Below are 25,063 nucleotides of genomic sequence, written 5' to 3'. Positions count from 1 at the left end.
GCTCTGCGCCAAGAGCAGTCGAGCATGGCCCGGCGCTACGGGAAGATCAGCTGTTCCTGGGCAGGGGTTGCCAATCGTGCCAGCCACGGCACCGCCGCACGGTACGGGTACTCGGCCATCATGCGCGCATGCATCTTCTGCAGGTCATGCAGGTTCCAGGCATGCGAATACACATCCTGGAAGTCATCCGCCCAGCCACTGCGCACGCGCGTGCGTTCGCCATCAAGGTTCGGCACCAGGTACCACGGCACCTGCAGGATCTCGGCCAGTGCCTTGTTGCGTACCGCACTCTCGTGCCCCGACCGCTGCAGCTGTTCGATGCGGAAACTCACGCGGCGGCAAGGAAAGGGCATGCAGGCACCGGTAGCGTTGATGTAGTCAGCGATGTCGGCGTACATGTCCGCCTGCAGCTTCATCGCCACCGGGTCCTGCAGGGTCTGCCGGACCCGAAGCGTGCGCTGGGTGCTGCCGCGGATCTCCGCAGCACTGTAGAAGGGATCACCCGGCGTCGTACCGCCGTGACGCACCAGCACGATGCGGTGGATCGCTTCGTCGGTCAGCACTTCCACCCGCACGGCAGCGGCCTCCGGATGGATTCGGGGCTGCGGCACGTTCACCACGCGCCAGAACCCCCACACCATCAACCCCATGCAGAGCATCAGCACCAGGCAGGCCAGCGTCCACGTATCCATGTCGTGGGTGAAATAGCGGATGCGGGCGCGCCACAGGTAGTAGCGCCGATAGGTCATGAAGCGGCTCATGAAGCGGTACATTGCAACCTCCTGTGCAATGGCCCCGGCGCGGCGGGGCTCGTTACGCGCACCACACCGGGGCGCCATGGCTTACCAGCCGATGCCCACACCCACGCCCATGCTGCGCTCACCGCTGTTGGTGAAGGCACCATTGAGGCTGAAGGTGGCTGAGCCCTTTTCGTTGAGAACGCGCTGGTAGCCCACCGCCATCGCCGACTCGCCCTCGGCGTAGCCCACACCCGCACCCAGGCGGTTGTAGGTGGCCAGGCCGGCCGTGTTCATGGCCATGGCCGTCTGCGCGCTGCTCATCGCCGCCATGCGGTTGAAGCGCTTGTCCATCTTGTCCAGGCGGCGCTCGAAATTGCTGATCGCCCCATCGGTGTACTCGTTGGCGCGAGCCAGCATCTTCTCCAGATCAGCGGTGTCCACCTGCGGGGTCGGCGCCGGCGCGTCGGCCGGCGCAGGCGTGCCACCGCCGTCAGCACTGGCGATGCCGCCACCGGCACGGCCTGCGGAAGCCGCCGCCGGATCACCCGATGCGCCGGCAGGGCCCTCGGCCTCCGGCGCGGCCGGCGCCGTCGGTGCACTGGCCGACGCCAGCGCCCTGCCCTCCGGCGTGGCATCAACGCGCTGCTCCAGCCCATCGATGCGACCGTCCAGGCGCTGCTCCATGGCATGCAGCTGACCACCGTTGACCGCATCGCGGCTGCCCGGTGCAATCAGGCCGTTGGCCACGTTGCCCAGCACCATGCCGTTGGCGCCGGCGAGGTTGAGCTGGTTGAGGCCATCGCTGCGGGTGGCGGGGCTTTCCTGGAAGACCGAGCGCAGTTGGTTTTCGACCCGATCAACCCGGGTGCCAGCGGTGATCACTGCGCCGTCGAGCGCGTTGAGGGCATCACCCAGGGTGTGCTGCGAGCCGCCCTGCACGTTGAAGGTGGGGCCGACGATGTTGCCGTTGGCATCGACATCACTACCCAGGGTTGCTAGTGCGCCGCGAAGCTGACCGACGGTGGCGGCGTCGTTGGCGTTGCGGCCATTGGCTACGTTTACGATGCGACGCTTGAGCGTGAGGTTGCCCACGGACAACACATTTTGCTCCAGCGCTTCGGAGTACGAGCCCAACGCTACCGAGTTTAGCGCGCCCGACCGCACCTTCGCATAAGGCCCAAGCGCAACACCAAACCGTTGATCGGACTCGGAAGCGCCGCCGATCGCTATACCCAACTGAGCATCTTTTGTAACGAGCGCTCCTCTTCCGACTGCTACAGAGTTGATCGAGAGTGCTGAGGTGTAGCTACCGATAGCGGTACCACCCTCGCTACCTGGTGACGCTATGGCTCCTGCGCCAACAGCCACACCGAACCAACTCGATTCCGCAACATCCGAAGCAATCCCTTCGCCGACAGCAACGTAGCGACTCGCATCCTCAACAGCATTCAATCTCCTATTCGTAGCAAAGAGCTGAGATCCATTAACTACATCCGTGCTGCTCTCTTCGAGTCGACCTTCGGCCACCCCTACCAACCTAGCCCCGCCAAAATCAACGCTTCCGGAAATTTCTGCCTCCGAGAAAGCAGCGGCACCACTCGGCCCGCGACGGAGCTCATCGAGATCGTTTCGATTGCGCTCGATCTTCTGTTCGGCAGCGTAGAGCTGACCACCGTTGACCGCATCGCGGCTGCCCGGGGCAATCAGGCCGTTGGCCACGTTGCCAAGCACCATGCCGTTGGCGCCGGCGAGGTTGAGCTGGCTCAGACCATCGCTGCGGGTGGCGGGGCTGTCCTGGAACACCGAGCGCAGTTGGTTCTCGACCTGATCAACCCGTGAGCCAGCGGTGATCACCGCGCCGTCGAGGACGGCCAGCGCGTCGGCCACATTGTTCTGCGTAGCTCCCTGCATGCGATAGGTAGGCGCAACCACGTTACCGCTTGCATCCATTCCTGCACCGCCACCCAGCGTACCCAGTGCTTCGTGCAACTGTTCTACGGTGGATGCGTCTCCACTCCCCAAGCCGCGGCCGACATTGACGATACGACGCTTCACCCATTCACTACCCACTGACACAGTGTTGGGCTGGTCTGCATAAGAGCCATAGCCCAACGCGACCCCGTTGGTAGCCGTTGCCTTGACCTGGGAGTAAGCACCCAAGGCCACTCCGCCCTCAATTTCGACCCGTGAGCTGGCTCCGAGGGCGAACCCATCTGTGGCATTTACAAGAACGTGGGCTGCTCTGCCGAGCGCCACTGAATTGGTACCCATTGCCTTGGAGAAGCTTCCCACTGCGGTACCGCCCTCCTTTCCGGGGGCAGGCGATGCCTCTGCAGACTCACCGATCGCAACGCCGAACCACCCTGCATCTGCATCCTCACTGAGCGAATCCGTTCCAATCTTGAAGAACCGACGTTGGTGCTCAATGGCCTCCACCCGCTGATTGGTGACGAACAGCTGCCCACCGTTCACAGCATCGGTACTCCCCGCCGAACTGATATCGCCCGCTGCCACGCCGCGTACCTTGCCGCCGTCCATATCGATCGAACCGTCGGCTGCGTAACGGACCACGCCTTCCAGGTCGGGGGCGAAGTTGTCAAACTCGGTACGCAGGTCATCCAGATCCCGTCGGTTGCCGGCAATACGCGCCTCGTGTCCAGCCAGCTCGGTGGCGTGGCTGGCGAGCAGAGACTGATTCGCAGTGACCTTCTGATCGACGGCGAATACCTGTTTGCCCGTTACTGCATCGGTGCTGCTGGTGCTGAGCGTTGCGTCGGCCACGCCCGTCAGCTTGCGATTGGCATTGGACTTGTTGCGCACGTCCAGCACCGTACCGGTGTTTTCACCACCCAGGCGCACGTTACCCGTGGCCGATACCTGGCCGACCAATCCGCCGAGCACATCCGCTTTGGCCAGCGCATTATCGGCGGTCGTCTTGGCAGCGTTGGCCGTCGTTTGCGCGCTGGTGGCTGTGGTGCGAACCGACGCCACTTCCACGTTCGTCGCATTGAGCTGCTTGCCGGTCACCGCCTCCGTGCTGCTGGTGCTCAGCGCGCCATCGGCCAGGTTGACGATCTTCCGCTTCAGGGTACCGTTGCCCACCGATATCTGGTTTGCTGCGGTGGTCTGGGAGCCATTCCCCAGTGCCACGCTACCGGCGTGGGCCGCTACCGCGCGGTCACCCAGTGCCACGGCGCTTTCCGCGCGGGCACTGGCCTGGTTACCCAGCGCCACCGAAAACGTGCCCGATGCAGACGCTTCACGACCGATGGCCGTCGCCTGGCTGGCGCTCGCGGTAGCTTTGTAGCCCGCTGCGGTTGCGTGGGTGGCCGCAGCGTTCGCATCGTTGCCCAGCGCCACTGCGCGGTCGCCGATGGCGCTCGCACGCAACCCGGTGGCGACCGCCCCATTCCCACTGCGGCTGAGTGCGCCAATGGCGACTGCGCCACTGGCCGTGCTCTTGTCCCCCTTGTCATTCACGCCGGCACGGGCGTCGGCGCCCATTGCTACGCCGCTGCCGTTGTACGCCTTGGCCGCCGAACCCAGTGCGGCACTGGCTGTGCTTCCGCTGCCTTCGGCCACGGCCGCTTGACCCAGGGCCACTGCCGCAGCGCCGATACGACCTATGGCAGCATCCGCCGATGCTTTCGCGGCATTGGCGGTGCTGGTGGCGGTGCTCACGCTCTGGTTGGTGGCGTACAGTTGCTGGCCCGTCACCGCATCGGTGCTGCCAGCGCTCACTGCACCATTGGCAACGTTCTGGATGCGGCGCGCCGTACCGTTCCTGTTGGAAACATCAACGATCGTGCCGGTGTTGTCGATACCGACCCGAATCGCGCTGCTCGGGGACGTTTGCGTAACCAACCGGCTGTTGGCAATCGCCTGATCGGCCCTTGTCAGTGCAGTGTTGGCGGTAGCTCGTGCGTTTTCAGCCGTATTGAAGGCGCTATCCGCTCTGCTTTTCACCGAATTCAGCTGCCTGCCGTTGACCGCTTCCGTGCTGGACGTGGTGACGGCACCGTCAGCCAGGTTGACGATCTTGCGCTGCAGCGTGCTGTTACCAACGGAAATCTGATTTGCTGCGGAGGTCGCCGAATTCGCTCCGAGCGCGACCGAGTTCGCGTGACTCGCGTTGGCCTCGGCCCCGAGCGCCATGGCTTTGCCGGTTCCGTGTGCACGCGCTGAACGTCCAAGCGCGATGCTGTCTGCGTACCCCCCTGCAGAAGCCCGGTTGCCGATGGCGATGGAGTGCCGTGAACTTCCATTGGCCACCTCGGCGAAATCGCCCAGTACAATAGCGCCTTCCGCACGGGCCTTGGTGTCCCCGCCGACCGCAATGGCGCCGCTGCCAAGAGCGTAAGCACCACTGCCCAACGCCATTGAGTTGTGTCCCTCAGCACGCGACGCGTTGCCGAGAGAAACCGATCCAACGGAGTGGGCGCGGCTGCCAAAGCCGACGGCCACTGCATGAGAGCCATAGGTCTCGGCTCGGTTACCAACTGCCACACTGTTCGGGCCGGCAGCTTTGGAACGAATGCCTACCGCGATGCTCTCCACGCCACCGGCTTGTGCCTCGGCGCCTACCGCCATCGTCTCCGCTGCCGTTACCAAGCTCCAGCCGGAGGCCGATGTATTGTTGTACACATCCAGCCGATGAACCGCGTTGGTACCTGCCGAGGCTGGCGCTACAGTTCGGGGCTGGAATGCGCTCAGCGTTTGTCGCTCCCACCACTCAAGCTCGTCCTCACTGACGGCACCCTCCACAGCACCCGCTGTCAAAGGCGACGCTGCAAGCGCAGCCGCTAGTGCGGCACCACAACGCACGGTCTGCGCGCGCTTGCCCCGGGTAAACGTCAGTTCACTGGCCACCACCCAGCATTGCCGTGCAGTGGACCATAGGCGACGGTAGATCTTGTTCATCGAACTCTCCTTAACAACGATGTCAACAACGCACCCGCCACGGGAATCTGCGTAGCGGGCGTGGAAAAATCAGGGGGTGAGAGTGGTCACGTGTTCGCGATAGCCATCGCGCGTGAGCCGATAGCGCAGCTGCACGGTGTGGCCGGGCACCACCGTGAAAGGCAGCGCAAGGGAACTGCCGGGATACAGGCTGTGGGATACGTCATGGGCGGTGCAGCGGCTGCCCTCGCAATCGGCGATGCTGGTGATGCCCAGGCGCAGCGTGCCGTCGTTGTAGAGCGCATCGCCCTGCACCCTTGGCTGCACGGTGCCCTCGGCCGGCAGCACATTGACCAGCGCACCCCAGACCAGATTCACACCGATACTGGCCTGCGCACCGTCACCGTCCTCTATGCTGGCTTCCTCGGGCCCACGCACCCCTTCAAAGTAGACGCGGTACGCTGTCTCGGCTTCCACCGGCTGCAGCGGAATCAACCGGATCAGCCGATTGCCGCCGCCAGCCAAGGCGAATTTTCCGGGTGTGATGGCGATGGCCGCCTCGCCCGGCTCGACCTCCACCTCGTGCTCCTGGTCGCTGGCCGGATCTACGATGCGCCGCAACGAGGCCTGGATGTACTGCGGTTGGGTGGACTGTGAATAGATGCGCATCTGGGTGCTGCGCTTGCCATCCACCGAGGCGCGCATTGGATGCACGGTGAGATTGGCCTGGGCCGGCAATGCCAGCAGCAGCGTCAACGGGATGAGGCAGGCGGCGAGTCGTTTCATGCGGCTTCCTGGTGGGATCAGGGGGTGGTGGTGGGCACACGCAGCTCCACCTGCAGCTCGCCGAAGTAAGTGCCGGCCTGCTGGGTGGAAATGGGGACGCGGGGAATATCGAAGGTGATTGGCGTGGGCACGCAGAACACCGGCTGGCTCATGCCCGGCAGGATCACCAGGCGCAACTGGGCACTGTCGATGCCGTGCAGTTGCTGTTCCACGCCGTTGGGCATCCGCACCGTCGCGCCGCTATGGGCGAGGCTGACGGTGTAGTCCAGGCGTCGTGTGTCGTCGGTACCGCCATCGGTGTGCCAGAGCGAGTAGCCGCTGGGACCGGGGGGATGTCCGCCACGATCGCGGACCGTCACGCCGAGATACTGCGCCTGCGAACCGAGGCCGTCGTACAGGCACATGTCCAGCACCGTGCGTCCACCCACGGTCTGCCCGATGGGGTCGTAGGCAGCGTTGAGCTGTACCAGCGGACTAACGTTGTGAAATGCGGGGAAGTAGATCGAAACGGCGTTTCGATCCGTGATCGTCAGGTCGAACGTGAAGGTGAGCGTGGCCAGATCATGGAAGCGCGGCGTACGCACCTGCAGCTCCAACGTGGCAGACCAGACGCCTGCGACCAACTTGCTGAGTTCTCTCCGGCTCAGGCTTAGTTGCCCACCCGTACCTACTGGCCAGTCGAATGCGCAGTTCATGCTGTAATGCGACCAAGGGGCGTAGATTCCGTTGTGCCAGAAGTCCCCAAGGCAGGACCGTCCAGAAAGCGCTCTCTCCACGCCACCTTGGACGGACAGTTCGGTTCGCATTCCTGAACGACGCTCAGTGAACGTCAGTCTGATGTCTCGCAGCCCGAGCGACTGTTCAGCTGTGCCTTCCGTGGGACATGCCACGCGGTCGCTCTCAGACTGTGATCGACACACCAAGTGCAACTCACCGTACTCAAGTGCGCGATCTGTTTGGTGGTAGCCCAGCACGGTCCGCGGCGGCATAAGCTCCACATCAGCCGGTATGCCCGAACGATCCCACGTCATCACGATGTTCTGCGTGGCACTCACCGGGTGGGTTTCCGGCGGCCGCTGCCCCCACGCCTTCGGCATCACCAGCAGCAACGCCATCACCAGCATCACCACCCACACAGCACGCCGGTTCATGGCGTACCTCCAGCGGCGGCGGTCTGCGGCACGGCGGCGATCAGCGCCTGCTCCTGCAGCAGGCGGGTGACCCGTGCCTGCTGGCGGATATCGGCGGGCAGCTGGGCCACGCTCAATGGCGCGCACTCCACCTGGCCCACCAGCATCACGACATTGCGGCGCTCGCGAACCTCCAGCGGGCACTGCAGCAGGTTGTCGTCCTGCAGCAGGTACAGGGTGCGTTCGCGGCGCGGGAAATCGGCGACGAAGCCGCCGTTGGCGCCGGTACCGGGCACCGGCGCATTGAGGATGCGTGCGCCGCGCAGTGGCGCGCCGGCGATGTCGCGGGCGCTGCCGATGAAGGTGTAGGTCACCTCGATCGGTACCGGCATCTGCACCAGCCGGCCGGGAGAGAGGAACAACGGCCTGGCGCCGCCGACGCCGGTCACGCGGATGGCGGCATCGCTGGTCAGCGCGCTCGCATCCTGCACTTCGGCGCGGTGGGTCTGGTAGGCCGGCAGCGGCAGCAGGCGGCGCTCGCCCAGCGCCAGGCGCTGCCGGCGCAACCCGCCCACCTGCAGCTCGGCGGCCACGCCGGTCAGTTCCAGGTCGTCGGTGTCATCCACCTGTACGGCCAGGCCGGCGTCGGCGCCCAGGCCGCCGCCCCAGTAGAAGCCGCGGCGGCCCAGGGCCAGCCCGGAGCTGTGCGTGGCGCTGTAGGCCATCTCGTTGCCACCGCGCTGCTGGTAGTGCGCGAGAGTGGCGCCGGTGTGGCCGATGCTGTTCTGCAGCTGGGCACTGAGCGCGGCACTGTAGCGGTCGTTGTTGTTGCCGCGCAGGTCCAGCGAGGCCTCGCGGTACTGCGTGTCCATCTCCTGGCGCACGGTCTGGCCGGCGCTGTAGTTGACGTCCGGCCGCAGGTGCTGCGGCTGCCGGAAGTCGATGCCATAGCGGCGTTGCGAACTACCGCGGTCGCCGCGTTGCAGGCGGGTCAGGCTGACGTTGAGGTAGATGCCGCGGTCGCGGCCGTCGCGCAGGCTGCTGCGCGTATCCTGCTGCCACAGACCGAGCCGGGTGGAGACACTGAAGTCCTGCCAGCGCTGCACGCGGCTGTAGCTGGCCTGCCAGGTGCGGCTGAGCTGCGGCTCGCGCGTGTAGCGCTGCTGCCACGGGGGCAGCAGCGGGTCGAGCCCGCCCATCGGGTCGTCGATGTCGCCCGGCAGCAGCGAGCCACGGCTCCAGGTCTGGCGGCGGGTATAGGCCATGTAGGCGCTGCCACCGGCAACCGGCAGCGCGACAGAAGCGCTCAGCGAATCGGCGCAGCCCAGGCGGTCGCGCGCGTCATCCTCGAACACACAGGCCTTGCCGCGTACCCGCTGCTGATAGAGATTCCACGAGGCGTGGCGGCGATAGGAGAGCTGGTGCTGCTGGCCGCTGCTGCCGTCGCTGCCCTGCAGGCCGCTGAAGGTGGCGCGGATATCCTGGGTGGCGAAGGCATGGCGCAGGTCCACACGCAGCTCGCCATAGCTGAAGCCGCCGAGGTCGGCGACGCCGGCGGTGACCGCCGTGGTGCGGCCCAGTGGCACGCGCAGGCCGGCCATGGCGGCCATCTCGCCGTCGAAGCGGTCGCTGCGGCGCTCGTTGCGGCGGCCGCCCTGCAGGAACCACTGCACGCTGCTGTTGGTCCAGTCGCCGCCCTTGTCGAACGGCGCGTCTTCGCTGCGCACCAGCACGCCATCTTCATAGATGCGCAGGCTGACGGTGTAGTTGCCGAACGGGAACCGGCGGGTGTCGAGCTCGTTGATGCCGGCCGGCAGGTAGAAGGTCTGCAGCAGACGCTCGCCATCGAAGGCGTCCACCCGCGCATCGCGCGCCAGCAGCACCGTCAGCGGCAGTGCCTGCACGGCGGCATCGGCATCCACGTAGGCCTGGGTGGTGCCCACGCGCAGGCCGGCGAAGCGATCCATCGGCAGCATGCTGAAACTGAAGGTGCCGCCCTGCGGGCTGGACAGGTTGCGGCGGTCCATGCGCCCGGCCTGCAGATAATGCTGCTGGCCCAGGTCATGGCGGTAATAGGCGTTGTCGAACTGGAAATCATCGTGGCGGCGGCCACCGCGGTACTGCTGGCTGTTGAAGTTCCAGTCCACGGCGATGTGGCCACGCTGCAGCACACCCAGCGCACCCGCACCCTGGGCGGTCAGTGCCTGGTAGCCGCGACCACCGCTGAAATTGAGGGTCTGCTGGTGCAGGAACGCGTTCTCGGCGTTGCTGCTGACCTGATGGAAGCGCTCGGCGGCCGGCTCGGCCGCGATCCACTGGCGGGCGACGAACAGGCGCACCGCGCCCTCGCCTTCGTCATAGAGGGCACGCACGGTGTTGGAGTCCTCGGGGGGATCGAGATAGCCACAGCCGGCACTGCCCCCGCCATAGCGGCAGGCGAGATGGCTGTTGCGCGGCAACGGCTGCGACAGCGCGGGCAGCAACGCCGCCTGCGCCTCGGGGGAAAGATCCAGCGCCTGCAGCACGCGCGCGGGGTCTTCCAGCTGCACGTGTTCCAGGGTCACGCGCACCGGCGAGAGCCCGGCCGAGCGACCGAACAGGCGCACGTCGAGTTGTTCGATCTGGCCTTCAACCAGATCCTCGAAGCCGATGGGAACGCCGCGGGCCGCGACCAGCGGCGTGGCCAACGACAAGGCGAGCGCGACCGCCAGCCGAGTGACGGCCGGTACAGGAACTTTCATGGGTGTCATGCCTGAGGCGGCCGGCCCGTTGCCGGGCCGGCGCGGGGTGTTACGGCGAAGCGGTCTTCTGCTTCATGGCGATGCTGACGATGCCCTCGTAGGCACCGGCGACGGTCAGCGGGGCCTTGGTGGCCTGGGCGATATCCAGGTCCATGATGAACGAGGCGCCCGGCAGCGCACCGTCGAAGATTTCCGAGGCCAGGAAGTCCTTCGGCGCTACGGTCAACGGTGTCTTGTTGAGGCTGACGCGCAGCGGCACCGCTGGCGCAGTACCGCTCTGAATGACAAGCATCGGGTCGTGCATCACATTGACTTCAATGTCCTTGCTCTCGTCATTGGTGAAGACACGAACGCGCTCGGTGATGGTGCGCAGGCCATCACCCGGGATATGCGTCATTTCCATCATGTCGGGCAGCGGGCTGCCATCAGCCTTCAGCAGGGCCAGCGACAGGTCGACGTTGGTGTAGACCTTGATGTGGGATTCGGCGGCATTCGCGGACAGCGAAGCGGTGGCCAGCGCTGCAGCGAGCGCGGCCTTCTTGAGAATGGCATGCATGTGTGTCTCTCTCGGACAGGGGGAATATGTAGAGCTCCCCTCCCAAGGAGTAAGGGAGGAAAGCGCCGCCCGTGGAGGTGGTCACGGGCGACGAGAGAATGGTAGGTAGGCCTACCGCACGCTGACCATTCAAGGATTCCTAAATAACTGAACGTTAAGAAGAATCCTTGAAGTCACTCAATGTTTAGGGGTTATGCAATCTTCCTCATGCCGCGTTTGCAACAACCCTCATTGCGGGAGATGCCCTTTGTAGAAACGCACAATGCTCGACGCACGCGTGCACTACCGCCGCCTCAACGCGTGCCGACGATCCGCACATGATCCACGTCGATGTCGGTGGGCTTGAAGCGGTGCGTATCCACTTCACCGTGCAGTTCCACCACGGTGGTCGCGCTGACGGCCTGGTGGCTGGGCAGATCCTTGTCGTCGATTTCCACATCGATCTCGCCGGTTGCGTCCTTGAAGCGGTAGCGCTCGTGGCCGATCTTGGCCACCAGCGTGCCCTGCAGCACCACCGGCTGATCGTCACGCTGGTCGCGCGCCTCGGCAACCGTGGTGACGGCACTGGTGGCGCCCGGGCCGGTGTACTGGGCGAAGGCGCAAGCGCTGGGCAGGCTCAAGGAGGTGGCGATGAGCGCAAGGGTGAGTCGTCGGTTCATGGGGGTCTCCATGCAGGGATCTGTGCCCTCAGCTTCTATCGCCTCGAATGTGATGCCCATGCAATAGATCCGAAAAGATGTGAAAACGACATCCCGTGTCAGAACCATTCATCCCGAACCCGACGCCTCTTTCAGGAACGATTCCATGGCCGCCACCAGGGCCAGCGGCGTCTCGTTCATCGGGTAATGCCCGGCATCCTGCAGGACCGCCATCGTGGCCTGCCGGTAGCGGCGCAGATAGGTGCGCTCCATCAGTGCGCGGTTGAAGGTGGGATCGTGCCCACCCACCAGCACCTTCAACCAATGATTGCCGACGATCTCATTGCTGAAATCGGTATCCGCCCATGCTGGAAGATAGGCGGCAAATGCTGCAGGTGAAGCATGTGCCGCCGAATACGCGGCCTTCCAGTCGAGCCATTGCGCCGGCAGCCGTCCGCCGGTACTGCGATCGATGATGGTCCGACGCACGCCTACGTCCCCGGCTGCCGTTTCCAGCAGGCTTCGCGTCGCGGCGTCATAGGCAATGCCGCCGCAGGGCACCGGCGCAATGGCCACCATGCCGCGTACCCGTTCCGGCGCAAGCACGGCCATGCGTTCAATGGCCACGCCGCCCATCGAATGACCTGCCACGCTGAAGCGCTCGTGGCCCAGGGCGGTCATCAGATCCAATGCATCGGACGCAATCTCGCCGATGGTATAGGCCCCCCGTACATCGCGCATGCCGCCGTAGCCACGACAGTCCATGAAGATGTAGCTGAAGTCGTCGCGCGACAGCCATGGCTCGATGGGCTCGAACGCATGCGCGTCGCCGAACCAGCCGTGCAGCACCAGGACAGCATGGGGTCCGTGTCCCACGCGATGGAAAGTATTGGTCATGTGGCTCCATTACAGCTGAGGGGAGCGTTGATGCTAGACAGCGCGGATCCGGCCCACCGTCGATGACGGGTCAATAGTTATAGAATCCGGGCCATGCGCAATTCGCTGCTTGAACCCTACGAAGACCTGCCACGCGATGTCGTGGTCACCTCGAACGACTACGCAGCCGAGTTCACGTTTCCCCGCCATGCCCATCGGCGCGGGCAGTTCGCGTTCGCTGCGCGCGGCACCATCAGTGTGGCCACGCCGCAGGGGCGGTGGCTGGTTCCCCCACGGCGCGCCTGCTGGGTACCTGCAGGCCTGACGCATGAGATGACCATGCGGGGGCCAGTGACGATGCTCAACGCCTTCCTCTCCGCCGAGGCGGCCGACGCAGTCGCGCTGCCGGCGCACTGCCGGGTGTTCGCGGTCTCTGCGCTGCTGCAGCAGCTGCTGGAGGCGGCGGTGGACCTGCCCCCGCTGTACGACGAGGACGGGCGCGCAGGCAAACTGATGCAGCTGCTGGTGGCGGAAATCGCATCGATGCCGACACTTTCCCTGCATGCACCGCTGCCCGCCGATGCACGTCTCGCACGCGTCTGCCGCGCATTGCTCGACGTTCCTTCGCTGACAGCCCGCCTCGATGACGTTGCCGCCGAAGCAGGCATGAGCCGGCGCACGTTCACGCGCCTGTTCCGCGCCGATACCGGGGTGGGTTTTGCCGAGTGGCGGCAGCAGGTGTGCCTGCTGGTGGCCATCGAGCGGCTGGGACAGGGCCAGACGGTGACGCGTGTGGCATTGGACCTGGGCTATGCAAGCCCGAGCGCGTTTTCTGCTGCCTTCCGGCGTGTGCTGGGATGTTCGCCGAGCCGGTACGCAGAGGCGTAGTACTGGGCCGGTGATTGGCTGTTGTGTGCGCTGCGCGCGTGGGTCGAGCGTGGCTCGACGCTGTAAATGTCCATGCGCAACTGGATGGCATCAGGCCGCCTCGCGGCGGCCTGATGGATCTCACTCAACGACACGATCTCAGAAGAAGATCGCGTACAGGATCAACAGCGGAATCGGCACGCCCAAGAACCAGAGCAGAAGTGTTTTCATGGTAGGTCTCCTTGCATCAGATGCGGGTTACAGGTCGCGGCGACGGCCGCCCCAGGTGGCGCTGAGGCTGGCGAAGAACGCGCCGATCAGCAGGGTGATGAACAGCCACAGTGCGGCATAGGCCGTTGCCTTGCGCGCATCATCGGCAGCTTGCTTGGCGGTGTTCTTGGCCTTTTCCAGCGCAGCACGCATGCGGGTCTGCACGTCGGTCACACGGGCCTGCGCTTCAGCCGGACTCATGCCCGTCTCGCGTGCGATCAGCTGCGACAGGTACTGGGTATCGGCCGGGTCCAGGCCATCCCCCTGCAGACTGTTGACGATGATGCGGTTCACTTCGGCACGGACTTCGCGGCGGTCGCCCATCGGGCCATTGCCCGGCATCGGGCGCGGCGGCGGGGCCGTGCGGGCGTCACGTGGGCCAACGCTGGCGGCGGCCGGGGGCGGCGGCGGTGCGGCCGGGTCCATCGGGCTGGTACCCGGCGCTGCGCCCGCTGCCGGCGCAACCGGAGGTGCACCGGCAGCGTCCGGGCCCGCCATGGTGGCACTGCGGAACAGCGAATCCACCCAGTAGTTGAGGTCGCTCTCCGGTGCGCCTGCAGCAGCGCTGCCAGCTCCGGCCACGGCAGCACCGGCAGTGGTGGCAGCGGCGCCTGCGGTCGCGCCGGCAACCTTTGCGCCGGCGCCCAGCACGCCACCGATGGCCGAGGTCAACAGGCCAGCAGTTAGCAGGGTCGCCACAGCCCAGGACACGAAGCCGTGCGCGGTGTCGCGGAAGTAGGTTTCATCACCGTGCAGCTGCGTCCACTTGGTGCGCAGGCGACCGGCCAGATAACCGCCCAGACCGGAAGCGGCCAGCGCGGTGAAGGTCAACCACGCGACGCTGGTCCAGCCGAAGGTTTCCTTGGACACCCCTTCGAAGGACCAGGGGGACACCGAGGACAGGCCGAGGCCAACGCCCAGGATCAGCAGGATCAGCGACAGTGCGGCGGCCGCAACGGCGCCGGCGAAAATGGCGCTCCAGGACACCGCGCTTTCGCTGGGCGGTGGCACGATGGGAGTGGCCACCACGGTGGCGATGTCAGGACCGAGTGGATCGCGCTCGGGCAGGTCGAAACGGGTACTCATGGGTTGGACGCTCCGTATCAGTGCTGCAGGTGCAGCTGGCGTCCTGAGGCTGCGCGAGCGCTTGTGAAGCTGGTGAGACCCTTGAATCACGCGGCCTTGGCGCGGCGAACATCGTGCCAAGCGCCCGGGCGCAGGAGATCCACGCCATGCGTGGATGGGAAAGCGTGCCAACCAAGGTTGGCCCCCACCAAAGCCGGAGCGCAGTAGATCCACGCCATGCGTGGATGATGTTTCGCGGACGCCGAAAGCTTGCCAACCAAGGTTGGCATCTACCAAAAGCGAAAAAAAAACGCCCCGCAATCGCGGGGCGTCTTCAGCACAACCTACCGCAGGCAATCAGCCCTGGTAGTCACGCACGTCGTGACCGGTGTAGACCTGGCGCGGACGGCCGATCTTCATTTCCGGGTCGACCTGCTGTTCCAGCCAATGCGAGACCCAGCCGGAGGTGCGGCCCAGGGCAAACATGACGGTGAACATCTCGGTCGGGATCTGCAGCGCCTTGTAGATGATGCCGCTGTAGAAATCGACGTTCGGGTACAGCTTGCGGGCGACGAAGTACTCGTCCTGCAGCGCGGCCTGTTCCAGCTTCACGGCCACGTCCAGCAGCGGATCCTGCACGCCCAGCTGCTTGAGCACCTTGCCGGTCATCTCACCGATGACCTTCGCGCGCGGATCGAAGTTCTTGTACACGCGGTGGCCGAAGCCCATCAGGCGGAAGCCGGAAGTCTTGTCCTTGGCCTTCAGCACGGCCGATTCGACGTTGTCGGCCGAACCGATCTCTTCCAGCATCTTCAGCACGGCTTCGTTGGCACCGCCGTGGGCCGGACCCCACAGCGCGGTGACGCCAGCGGCGACCGACGCATACGGGTTGGCACCGGTCGAACCGACCAGACGCACGGTCGAGGTCGACGCGTTCTGCTCGTGGTCGGCGTGCAGGATGAACAGCAGGTCCAGTGCCTTGACCACGTCCTGGTTCAGTTCGTACTTGCCGTCAGCCGACTCGAAGGTCTGCTTCAGGAAGCGGCTGACGTAGTCCAGCGAGGTGTCCGGCTTGTTGGCCGGCAGGCCCTTGCCGTGGCGGTAGATCAGCGCCGACAGGGTCGGGACCTTGGCGATCAGGCGCACGGCGGCCTGGCGGCGCTGTTCGGCGTCGGACAGGTCCAGCGAGGCGTGGTAGATGCCCGACAGCTGCGCGATGGCGGCGGTCAGGATGGCCATCGGATGGGCATCCTTGGCGAAGCTGCCGATCAGGGTGTTGATCGACTCATCGACGTTGGCTTCGGCAGCCAGCTCGTCGGTGAAGGCCTTCAGCTGCTCGGCGCTCGGGCGCTCGCCGTTGATCAGCAGGTAGGCCACTTCGACGTAGCTCGACTTTTCCGACAGCTGCTCGATCGGGTAGCCGCGATACAGCAGCACGCCCTTGTCGCCGTCGATGTAGGTGATGGCGGACTTGCAGCTGGCCGTCGCGGTGAAACCGGAATCGTAGGTGAAATACCCCGTTTCCTTGGTCAGCTTCGCGATGTCGACGCAGTCGTTGCCGAGGGTGGGTTTGATGACGGGCAGAACGACCGACTTATCGCCGGCGTTGAGCGTGACCTGATCAAGATCGGACACTGTGTGCGCTCCTTCATGGGAAGGCGCCTGCCCAAGCGCATTGGTCAGGCACGTGAATGACGTCCTCGGCCTGTGCCGGGGATCAGGTCATTATCGCACAGCAGCATTTGCCGGGCGCTAGACAGAAGTCGTAGACGACAGGCAGCCGGCACCCTGCCAGCGAGCGGCCGGGATCGGCAAAAGCGTTGTCACAAGGACGCAGTGTTCCGTCCATCCAAACGCCCGTTGGGTAGGCGCTGGACAAAAACAAACGGCCGCGCAGAGCGCGGCCGTCGGTTCGAACCGGGTACGACGTATCAGCGCGCGTAGCGCTTCTGGAACTTGTCGATACGGCCCGAGGTGTCGATGACCTTGTGCTTGCCCGTGTAGAACGGATGCGAAGCCGAGGAAATTTCAACCTTCACCAGCGGGTAGTCGTTGCCGTCTTCCCACTTGATGGTTTCCTTCGTGCTCATGGTCGAGCGGGTCAGGATCTTGAAATCGGAGGTGACGTCATGGAAGACGACGTCGCGGTAGTTCGGATGGATATCGGCCTTCATGGGCTCACACCGTAAATGGGCTGGTGGTCAAGAGCGGCATTATAAGCACTGGTTGCCGCCCGGGGCAACCAGTGCGGGGGGCGGATCTCAGTCCGCGCCCAGGGCTTGGCGTACCAGGGCTTCGAAACGCCCTTGGTCGTAGGCCATCAGCAGATCGCAGTTGTCCGGCTGGCCGGTCTGGCGGTTCCAGTCGACGATGGTCGCGCCGCGGCTGAATGTGCCGTTCAGTTCCACATTCAGCGGCCGCGACTCGACCTGCAGCTGCCCTTCCGGGTTCAGCGCCCAGGCCATGGCCAGTGCGTCGGCGGTGTACCAACGGCCGCCCTTGCTGTCTTCGGACAGGCCACGGGTCTTGCGCGAGATCAGCTCATAGAAGCGCGCGCGATCGGAATCTGCGCCCAGCCACTGCTCGGCTTCGGTCAACGGCAGGCCATGGGCAACGGTGGCTTCCCAGTCCGACACCAGCAGGTGCGGGAACGCGGTGAACACCACATGCGCGGCTTCCGGGTCGAAGGCGATGTTGAATTCGGCGGCGGGGGTGATGTTGCCGTGGCAGGTGACTGCGCCACCCATCACCACGATGCGCTTGATGCGCTGGGGCAGGGTCGGATCGAGCTTCAGCGCCAGCGCCAGGTTGGTCAACGGGCCGAGCATCACCAGCATCAGTTCGCCGGCATGTTCGTGCGACAGGCGCAGGATGGCCAGCGCGGCGTGCTCGGCGTCAGCCTCGCGGCTCGGCGGCGGCAGGTCCACATCGCCATAGCCATCGCGGCCATGCACGTGGGCGGCGTCGACGGACGGATGCAGCAGCGGATCGGGGCTGCCGGCGAACACCGGCACGTCGGTGCGGCCGACGATGTCGCAGAGCTTGAGGGCGTTGCGGACGGTGTACTGCAGGCCTACGTTGCCGGCGGCGATGGTCAGGGCGACCACGTCATGCCGTTCATCGGCGAAGGCCATCAGCAGGGCCAGTGCGTCGTCGACACCGGGGTCGGTATCGATCAACAGCGGGATCTTCTTGGTCATCGTTGCCGTCTTCAGATCGGCAACGAAGTGTGGACCGGGAAGATGACCGTTGCAAGTATGGGGGTTCGGCAGGGCTGCGCCCTGCACCTGCAGAGGCGACGTCAACGTCAAAAGCCTGCATTCCGTGGGATGGCGGGGTGGGTCCGGTGGCAGGGGACGCTGCAAGTACGTCCATGTAAGCTCGGTCGCCGCATCCATGCGGCTCACGCCCCCGCAACCGGACCCACCCCGCCTTCGACAGATTTCCGCGGCCTGTCGGAACAGCGTCGTGTACTGGTAGGTGTCGACCTTGGTCGACACATCCACGAGATGGTCGAGAAGGCTGTCTGTAGAACGCGCGCAGCGCGCAGTAGATCCACGCCATGCGTGGATGAGCGCCAGGGCATGGGGTCAGAGCCCTTTGCCATGCAAAGGGATCCGACTCCACAGCTTACGCCGAGGCGTAGCGCACTGCCGTACCGATCCAGCGCTGCACCACGCGATCTGCAAGCGCGGGCTGCTGCGCCAGCAGGCGTTCTGCCAGCTCATGCACGCCCGGCAGCAGGCCGGCATCGCGGGCCAGATCGGCAATGCGGAAACCGGCCAGGCCAGTCTGCCGGGTGCCCAGCAGTTCGCCGGGCCCGCGCAGTTCCAGATCCTTCTCGGCGATGACGAAACCATCGTTGGTTTCGCGCATGGTCTGCAGGCGTTCGCGTGCCATCTGCGAAAGTGGCGCCTGGTACAGCAGCACGCAGCGCGACACCGCCGAACCACGGCCGACGCGGCCACGCAGCTGGTGCAGCTGGGCCAGGCCCAAGCGCTCGGCGTTCTCGATCACCATCAGCGAGGCATTGGGCACGTCCACGCCGACCTCGATCACGGTGGTGGCCACCAGCAGGTCGATGTCGCCGGCCTTGAACGCGACCATCGTCGCCAGCTTCTCGGCCGCTTTCAGCCGGCCATGCACCAGCCCCACGCGCACGCCGGGCAGCAGCGCCTGCAGCGATTCGTAGGTGGCCTGGGCCGGGGTGGCATCCAGTTCTTCGCTTTCTTCGATGAGCGTGCACACCCAGTACACCTGCCGCCCTTCGCGGCAGGCCAGGGCGATGCGCTCGATCAGCTCGGGACGGCGATCGTTGTTCAGTGCCACGGTCTGCACCGGCGTGCGGCCCGGCGGCAGTTCGTCGATGGCCGATACATCCAGATCGGCGTATTCGGACATCGCCAGCGTGCGCGGAATCGGCGTGGCGGTCATCACCAGCTGGTGCGGCACGTTGTTGCCGCCCTTGCCTTTGTCGCGCAGCGCCAGGCGCTGGTGAACGCCGAAGCGGTGCTGCTCATCGACGATGGCCAGCGCCAGATCGTGGAATACCACCGCCTCCTGCATCAGCGCGTGGGTACCCACGACCACCTGCGCTTCGCCGTTAGCGACCTGTTCCATCACCTTTGCGCGCGCCTTGCCGGTGACCTTGCCGGCCAGCCAGGCGATGCGCACGCCCAGCGGCTCCAGCCAGCCGCGCAGGTTGTTGAGATGCTGTTCGGCCAGCAGTTCGGTGGGGGCGGCCAGTGCGACCTGCTTGCCCTGCTCCACCGCCAGCATCGCTGCCAATGCCGCCACCACGGTCTTGCCCGAGCCGACATCGCCCTGCACCAGCCGCAGCATCGGGCTGGGGCGCGCAAGGTCTTCGCGGATCTGCTTGAACACGCGTGCCTGCGCGCCAGTCAAGGCGAACGGCAACTGCTTCAACAACGCCTTGGCCAGCTTGCCGGGACCGGCCAGCGGCGGCGCGTGATGCGCCTGCAGCGCAATGCGCTGGCGACGCAGGCTGAGGTGGTGCGCCAGCAGTTCTTCCATTGCCAGCCGGCGCTGCGCTGGATGGGTACCGGCGGCAAGTGCGGCCAGGTCTGCATCCGGCGGTGGCTGATGCACGGTCAGCAGCGCACTGCGCAGCGATGGCAGGCCGAGGCCCTCGAGCCAGCCGGTCGGCAGCAGTTCCAGCGTGCTTTCTTCCGGCAGGCGATCAAGCGCCTGGCCGATCAGCTTGCGCATCGTCATCGGGCCGACGCCTTCAACGGTGGGATACACCGGGTCGAGGCGGTCGCCGAGATCGGGATCGTCGTTGCGTCCCAGCACCTGGTAACTGGGATGGACAATTTCCAACCCGAGGTGCCCCGGTTTGGGCGTACCGAAGCAGCGCAGGCGGTTGCCGACCGCGAACTGGCCGACCTGCTGCTGGCGGAAATGGAAGAAGCGCAGCACCAGGGTGCCCTGCCCTTCGTCCTCCACCGCTACTTTCAGCATCGGCCGGTAGCGCATGCCGCGCTCGACGGCGACCACCCGCACTTCAACCTGCGCCGGAATGCCGTTGCGCAGGTCTTCGATGCGGGTCAGCCGGGTGCGGTCTTCATAGCGCAGCGGCAGGTGCAGCCAGAGATCCTGCAGGGTGGCCAGGCCACGCGCCTGCAGCTTGGCGGCCACGGCCGGCCCGACGCCGGCGAGCATCGCAAGCGATGCTTCACCGGACGGTGCCAGTGCCGGGGTGACCGCCGCCTTGCGTGCCACGTGGCGGTCAGTCGATGACCATCACCGCGTCGACCTCGAAGTTGGCGCCCTTCGGCAGGCCGGAGACTTCGATGGTGGAACGGGCCGGGAACGGGGCCTGGAAGTAGTCCTGCATCACCGCGTTGACCTTGGCGAATTCGGCCAGGTCGGTCAGGTACAGGCCCAGGCGCACGACCTTGTCCAGCGAACCGCCGGCGGCTTCGGCCACGGCCTTGAGGTTGTCGAAGGCACGACGGGCCTGCGCTTCGACGTCACCGACGCCGACGATGTCGCCGGTGGCCGGGTCGAGCGGAATCTGGCCGGAGAAATACACGGTGTTGCCGGCGCGCACGGCCTGCGAGTACGGGCCGATGGCGGCCGGGGCCTTTTCGGTGTTGATGATCTGGCGGGACATGGGTCGCTCCGGTGCGTTGGGGGAAAACAGAGCGGTGATTGTACCGGCTGGGGGCAATGTCGGCTGGGGTCGGATCCGTTTCCCGGCGGGAAACGGATCCGACCCCGTGCGTTGTGTGCGCGGAACGTCATCCACGCATGGCGTGGATCTACTGCCGGCGAACGGACTGCACGACCGACAGGCGACGCAGGCGACGCATCACTTCAGCCAGATGGTTGCGGTCGCGTACCTGGATGTTGAACGCCAGCACTGCGGCGTTGAAATCGCGGTCCAGGTAATCCACGCGCTCGATGTTGGAATGGCTCTGCGCGATCGCCGCGGCCAGCTGTGCAAGCACGCCGGTACCGTTCTCCACTTCCACCACCAGCGAGGTGTCGTAGTCGCCGGATACGGTGGTATCCCAGCCGATCAGCACCCATCGCTCGGGCGACTTGCGCAGTTCGGCCAGGTTCGGGCAATCCATGCGGTGCACCACGATGCCCTTGCCGGCCGTGTGGTAGCCCATGATGTCGTCGCCCGGAATGGGCTGGCAGCAGCCGGCAAAGGTGACCACGCCACGCTCGCTGCCGTTGATCAGGATCTTTTCCTGCGAACTGTGGCGCGAATGCGCGCCCCCGCGCAGTTCGGCGTAGGCCATCAGTGCCTGCGCGGCCTGGGTCGGCATCCAGTTGCCCAGCGCGACTTCAGCCAGCAGGGCTTCCAGACGCGGGAACCGATGCTCGGCCAGGAAGGCATCCAGGCGGCCCTTGGGCAGGCGTTCCAGCGAGCTGTCCATCGCTTCCAGCGCACGATCGAGCATACGGTGGCCCAGCTGCACGGCGTCTTCGTGCTCCAGCTGCTTGAGCTGGTGACGGATGGCGGTGCGCGCCTTGCTGGTCACCACGAATTCGAGCCACTGCGGCTTGGGCGTGGCCGAACGCGCGGTGATGATCTCCACCGACTGCCCCGACACCAGCTTGGTACGCAGCGGCACCAGTTTCTTGTCCACGCGCGAGGCCACGGCCATGTTGCCGACGTCGGTATGCACGGCGTAGGCGAAGTCGAGCGCGGTGGAATTGCGCGGCAGGGCCAGGATCTTGCCCTTGGGGGTGAACAGGTAGACCTCGTCCGGGAACAGGTCGACCTTGACGTTGTCGAGGAACTCCAGCGACGAACCGGCGGCCCGCTGCGAATCGATCAGTTCGACGATCCAGGCGTGGGCGCGGCTCTGCGCGCTGTTGGGCGAATCACCGCCGAACTTGTAGGTCCAGTGCGCAGCCACGCCGCGCTCGGCGATCAGGTCCATTTCCTCGGTGCGGATCTGCACCTCGATCGGCGAACCATACGGGCCGAACAGCACCGTGTGCAGCGACTGGTAGCCGTTGGCCTTGGGAATGGCGATGAAATCGCGGAAGCGCCCATCCAGCGGCTTGAACGCGGCATGCACCGCGCCCAGCGAGTGGTAGCACTGCGGTACGCCGCGCACCACCAGGCGGAAGCCGAACACATCCATCACCTGGTCGAAGGATTTGTTCTCGTCGCGCATCTTGTTGTAGATGCTCCACGGGGTCTTGATGCGGCTGACCAGGCGGTGCTCGATGCCCTCCTTGGCCAAGCGCTGCGACAGCTGCACTTCCACCTGCGCCAGCGCCTCGCGGCGCACGACCGGCTGGCTGCGGATATGCTTTTCCAGGATCGCGTGGCGCCACGGGTACAGCGCCTTGAAGCCGAGGTTCTGCAGTTCGCTCTTGACCAGGCTCATGCCCAGCCGCTGCGCGATCGGGGCGTAGATCTCAAGCGTCTCGCGGGCGATGCGGCCACGCGCTTCGCGGCTCTGCGCGCCCAGCGTGCGCATGTTGTGCAGGCGGTCGGCCAGCTTGATCATGATCACGCGCAGGTCGCGCGACATCGCCAGCAGCATCTTGCGGAAGCTTTCGGCGGCCGCTTCCTGGCGGTCGCGGAACTTCAGCTTGTCCAGCTTGGTGACGCCGTCCACCAGTTCGGCCACGGCTTCGCCGAACTCGGCCGACAGGGCCTCGCGGGTCAGCGGGGTGTCTTCGATGGTGTCGTGCAGGATCGCGGCGATCAGCGCTTCCACGTCCAGGCCGAGCTCGGCCAGCACCTGGGCCACGGCCACCGGATGGGTGATGTAGGGCTCGCCCGACTTGCGCGTCTGCCCAGCGTGCGCGGAGGCGCCGACTTCCCACGCACGGCGCAGCAGCGGCAGCTGCTCGGGCGGCAGGTAGTGGGCGGCGCGTTCGAGCTGGAGGACGTAATCGGGTACGGCGGCAGCGGGGACTGCGGCGACCTTGGCAGTGGGGCCTGGGTTCATGGCCAAAGCCTATGCCAGCGCGACGTTTACGGCAAACCCTGAATGCGAAACAGCCCGCACGGGGCGGGCTGTTCGGCGTATCCAGCAATGACGTTGATCGATGCGATCAATCGTCGTTCTTGGACATGTCTTCGTCGGCGACCACTTCGGCGGCGGCCCACTCCAGCGCTTCGCGCTCGGCGCGCTCACGCTCGGCCTTCTCGACTTCGTCGATCAGCGCGTTGTCGATCTTGCGGGCAGCGATCTCGCGCAGCGCCAGCACGGTCGGCTTGTCCTCGGTCTCGCTATTGTCCAGCGTGGCCTGCACGCCATTGGCGAGCTGGCGGGCGCGCTTGGAGGCCATCATCACCAGCTCGAAACGGTTGTTAACGACTTCCAGGCAATCTTCTACGGTAATGCGGGCCATACGGGCTCCCGGCGACCGGTCGGCCGCTCAGTCGAATGAGGGAAAGGGGACGGAGTGTACTGGCAGGGGCTGGACAAAATCAAGCCAACCCCCACCGGACCCTTTAGGAATCAATCAGTTGAACCCACATCCGGGGTCAACAGCGCCTGGATCAGGCCGGCATGGCGGACCTTCTGGGCGTCCCGGCGCAGGCGGCTGGCGGTGAAGATCGCGCACAGTTCGTCCACGGCGGTGTCGAACACTTCATTGACGATGACGTAGTCGAATTCGTTGAAGTGCAGCATCTCGTCACGGGCCGCGCCCAGGCGCTGGGCGATGACCGCCTCGCTGTCCTGGCCACGCTTACGCATGCGGTCCTGCAGGGCCTGCTTGGACGGCGGCAGGATGAACACCGTCACCGTGCCCGGCACCAGCTGGCGCACCTGCTGCGCGCCCTGCCAGTCGATTTCCAGCAGCACGTCCTGGCCGGCGTTCAGCTGCGGCTCCACCGACTGGCGGGCGGTGCCCTTCCAGTCACCATGCACCCAGGCGTGTTCGAAGAAGTCGCCGGCAGCGATCATCTCCTCGAACTTCTCCGCGCTGACGAAGTGGTAGTGCTGGCCGTTCACTTCACCCGGGCGCATGGCGCGCGAGGTGAACGAGATCGACAGGGCAATCTGCGGGTCGCGCGCCAGGGTGGCGTTGACGATGCTGCTCTTGCCGGCGCCGGAGGGGGCGGCAACGATGTACAGCGTGCCGCGTGCGATCGCGGCCGGGGGCGTGGAAATGCTCATTCGATGTTCTGCACCTGCTCGCGGATCTGGTCGATCAGCACCTTCAGCTCGACGGCGGCGTTGGACGTGCGGCTGTCCACCGACTTGGAGCCCAGCGTGTTGGCCTCGCGGTTGAACTCCTGCAGCAGGAAGTCCAGGCGGCGGCCGACCGGTTCACGCTGCTTGAGCACGCGGCGGATCTCGACGATATGGCTGGACAGGCGGTCCAGCTCCTCGTCCACGTCCAGCTTCTGCAGCCACATGACCAGTTCCTGCTCGGCGCGGCCCGGATCAACCGGATGCGGCAGGTCGGCCAGGCGGGCGGCGAGCTTGGTGCGCTGGCCGTCGCGAATGGCCGGAATCAGCGTGCGCACCTCGGCGGCGATGCGCTCGATGGCATCCACGCGCTCGGCGATGGCGGTGGCCAGCGTATTGCCTTCACGCTCGCGGGCGGCGATGAAGCCCTCCAGCACCTGGTCCAGCAGCGCCAGTGCTTCAATCTGCAGGGCTGCCGCATCGGTGGCCTCACCCTGCGTGACGCCCGGCAGCTGCAGCAGATCTGTGAAGCTGACCTGCAGGTTGGGGAAATCGGAGGTCAGCCGGTGTGCGAGCTGGCCCAGCTGGCCCAGCAGCACCTCGTTGACCTGCAGGCTGGCGGCCGAGTCCGGCGCGCGCAGGCGCATCACCAGATCCAGCTTGCCACGGCTCAGGCGCGCGGAAATGCGCTCGCGCAGCTGCGGTTCCAATGCGCGCAGTTCCTCGGGCAGGCGCGTGCCCACTTCCAGGAAGCGGTGGTTGACCGAGCGCAGCTCGCAGCCCAGCGTTCCCCACGGGGTGGAGCGCTCGCCGCCGGCATAGGCCGTCATGCTTCGAATCATGGATGTATCCGG

The 25,063-nt window shown here is 65.6% G+C and carries 19 protein-coding genes; 1 reads left to right on the top strand and 18 read right to left on the bottom strand.

Annotated features, from left to right (window positions below; translation table 11 throughout):
- Positions 1–35: 35 nt before the first annotated feature.
- The 8 genes from AC07UW_RS06995 to AC07UW_RS06960 form a co-directional block, all read right to left on the bottom strand.
- Positions 36–773 carry a hypothetical protein gene (locus AC07UW_RS06995; protein ID WP_223496384.1) on the bottom strand — a complete coding sequence of 246 codons (738 nt, stop codon included), beginning with the start codon at positions 771–773 and terminating at the stop codon, positions 36–38.
- A 69-nt stretch (positions 774–842) separates the two neighbouring features.
- The gene (locus tag AC07UW_RS06990) at positions 843–5,660 is read right to left on the bottom strand and encodes an ESPR-type extended signal peptide-containing protein (RefSeq protein WP_495211709.1); all 4,818 of its coding nucleotides are present in this window, start codon (positions 5,658–5,660) and stop codon (positions 843–845) included.
- 69 nt (positions 5,661–5,729) lie between these two features.
- A complete protein-coding gene (locus AC07UW_RS06985; RefSeq protein WP_336031799.1) occupies positions 5,730–6,425 on the bottom strand; it encodes a pilus assembly protein in 696 nt (231 codons plus the stop codon).
- Positions 6,426–6,442: 17 nt separating this feature from the next.
- On the bottom strand, positions 6,443–7,576 hold the full coding sequence (locus tag AC07UW_RS06980; RefSeq protein WP_495211708.1) for a CblD like pilus biogenesis initiator family protein: 1,134 nt from the start codon (positions 7,574–7,576) through the stop codon (positions 6,443–6,445).
- Positions 7,573–10,296 (bottom strand): TcfC E-set like domain-containing protein, encoded by a 2,724-nt coding sequence (locus AC07UW_RS06975; RefSeq protein WP_495211707.1) that lies wholly within the window; start codon positions 10,294–10,296, stop codon positions 7,573–7,575. Before AC07UW_RS06975 ends, AC07UW_RS06980 begins: the two co-directional genes overlap by 4 nt.
- A 49-nt stretch (positions 10,297–10,345) precedes the next feature.
- On the bottom strand, positions 10,346–10,852 hold the full coding sequence (locus AC07UW_RS06970) for a CS1 type fimbrial major subunit (RefSeq protein WP_253079350.1): 507 nt from the start codon (positions 10,850–10,852) through the stop codon (positions 10,346–10,348).
- Between the two features lie 293 nt (positions 10,853–11,145).
- Positions 11,146–11,511 carry a NirD/YgiW/YdeI family stress tolerance protein gene (locus tag AC07UW_RS06965; RefSeq protein WP_428709412.1) on the bottom strand — a complete coding sequence of 122 codons (366 nt, stop codon included), beginning with the start codon at positions 11,509–11,511 and terminating at the stop codon, positions 11,146–11,148.
- 108 nt (positions 11,512–11,619) lie between these two features.
- Positions 11,620–12,387: an alpha/beta fold hydrolase gene (locus tag AC07UW_RS06960; protein ID WP_223496398.1), complete on the bottom strand. Its 768-nt coding sequence runs from the start codon at positions 12,385–12,387 to the stop codon at positions 11,620–11,622.
- Between the two features lie 93 nt (positions 12,388–12,480).
- On the opposite strand from AC07UW_RS06960, the gene AC07UW_RS06955 reads away from it, so the two are divergent.
- The gene (locus tag AC07UW_RS06955) at positions 12,481–13,254 is read left to right on the top strand and encodes an AraC family transcriptional regulator (protein ID WP_336031813.1); all 774 of its coding nucleotides are present in this window, start codon (positions 12,481–12,483) and stop codon (positions 13,252–13,254) included.
- A gap of 237 nt (positions 13,255–13,491) precedes the next feature.
- On the opposite strand, the gene AC07UW_RS06950 is transcribed toward AC07UW_RS06955, so the two are convergent.
- The 10 genes from AC07UW_RS06950 to AC07UW_RS06905 form a co-directional block, all read right to left on the bottom strand.
- Positions 13,492–14,589, bottom strand: a complete 1,098-nt coding sequence (locus AC07UW_RS06950) for a hypothetical protein (protein WP_495211706.1) — start codon at positions 14,587–14,589, stop codon at positions 13,492–13,494.
- Between the two features lie 336 nt (positions 14,590–14,925).
- Positions 14,926–16,203: a citrate synthase gene (locus AC07UW_RS06945; protein WP_025874217.1), complete on the bottom strand. Its 1,278-nt coding sequence runs from the start codon at positions 16,201–16,203 to the stop codon at positions 14,926–14,928.
- 296 nt (positions 16,204–16,499) lie between these two features.
- Positions 16,500–16,742, bottom strand: coding sequence for a type B 50S ribosomal protein L31 (locus AC07UW_RS06940; protein WP_006389217.1), 243 nt, complete (start codon positions 16,740–16,742; stop codon positions 16,500–16,502).
- Between the two features lie 87 nt (positions 16,743–16,829).
- Positions 16,830–17,768, bottom strand: a complete 939-nt coding sequence (locus AC07UW_RS06935; RefSeq protein ID WP_223496401.1) for a nucleoside hydrolase — start codon at positions 17,766–17,768, stop codon at positions 16,830–16,832.
- 430 nt (positions 17,769–18,198) lie between these two features.
- On the bottom strand, positions 18,199–20,310 hold the full coding sequence (gene recG / locus AC07UW_RS06930) for an ATP-dependent DNA helicase RecG (protein ID WP_046987315.1): 2,112 nt from the start codon (positions 20,308–20,310) through the stop codon (positions 18,199–18,201).
- Positions 20,311–20,317: 7 nt separating this feature from the next.
- A complete protein-coding gene (locus AC07UW_RS06925; RefSeq protein ID WP_025874214.1) occupies positions 20,318–20,704 on the bottom strand; it encodes a RidA family protein in 387 nt (128 codons plus the stop codon).
- A gap of 148 nt (positions 20,705–20,852) precedes the next feature.
- A complete protein-coding gene (locus tag AC07UW_RS06920) occupies positions 20,853–23,015 on the bottom strand; it encodes a RelA/SpoT family protein (protein ID WP_495211705.1) in 2,163 nt (720 codons plus the stop codon).
- Between the two features lie 106 nt (positions 23,016–23,121).
- Entirely contained in the window at positions 23,122–23,421 is a 300-nt protein-coding gene (gene rpoZ / locus AC07UW_RS06915) for a DNA-directed RNA polymerase subunit omega (RefSeq protein WP_005410877.1), read from the bottom strand.
- 110 nt (positions 23,422–23,531) lie between these two features.
- Complete coding sequence (gene gmk, locus AC07UW_RS06910) at positions 23,532–24,194, bottom strand: guanylate kinase (protein WP_312786537.1); 663 nt, start codon at positions 24,192–24,194, stop codon at positions 23,532–23,534.
- The gene (locus tag AC07UW_RS06905; RefSeq protein WP_032976986.1) at positions 24,191–25,051 is read right to left on the bottom strand and encodes a YicC/YloC family endoribonuclease; all 861 of its coding nucleotides are present in this window, start codon (positions 25,049–25,051) and stop codon (positions 24,191–24,193) included. The genes gmk and AC07UW_RS06905 overlap by 4 nt, the downstream gene beginning before the upstream one ends.
- Between the last annotated feature and the right edge of the window lie 12 nt (positions 25,052–25,063).

The organism is Stenotrophomonas sp. GW821-FHT02D01, assembly GCF_059421765.1.
Note: the sequence above shows the minus strand (reverse complement) of the source record. Positions and strands in the feature narration are given on the sequence as shown.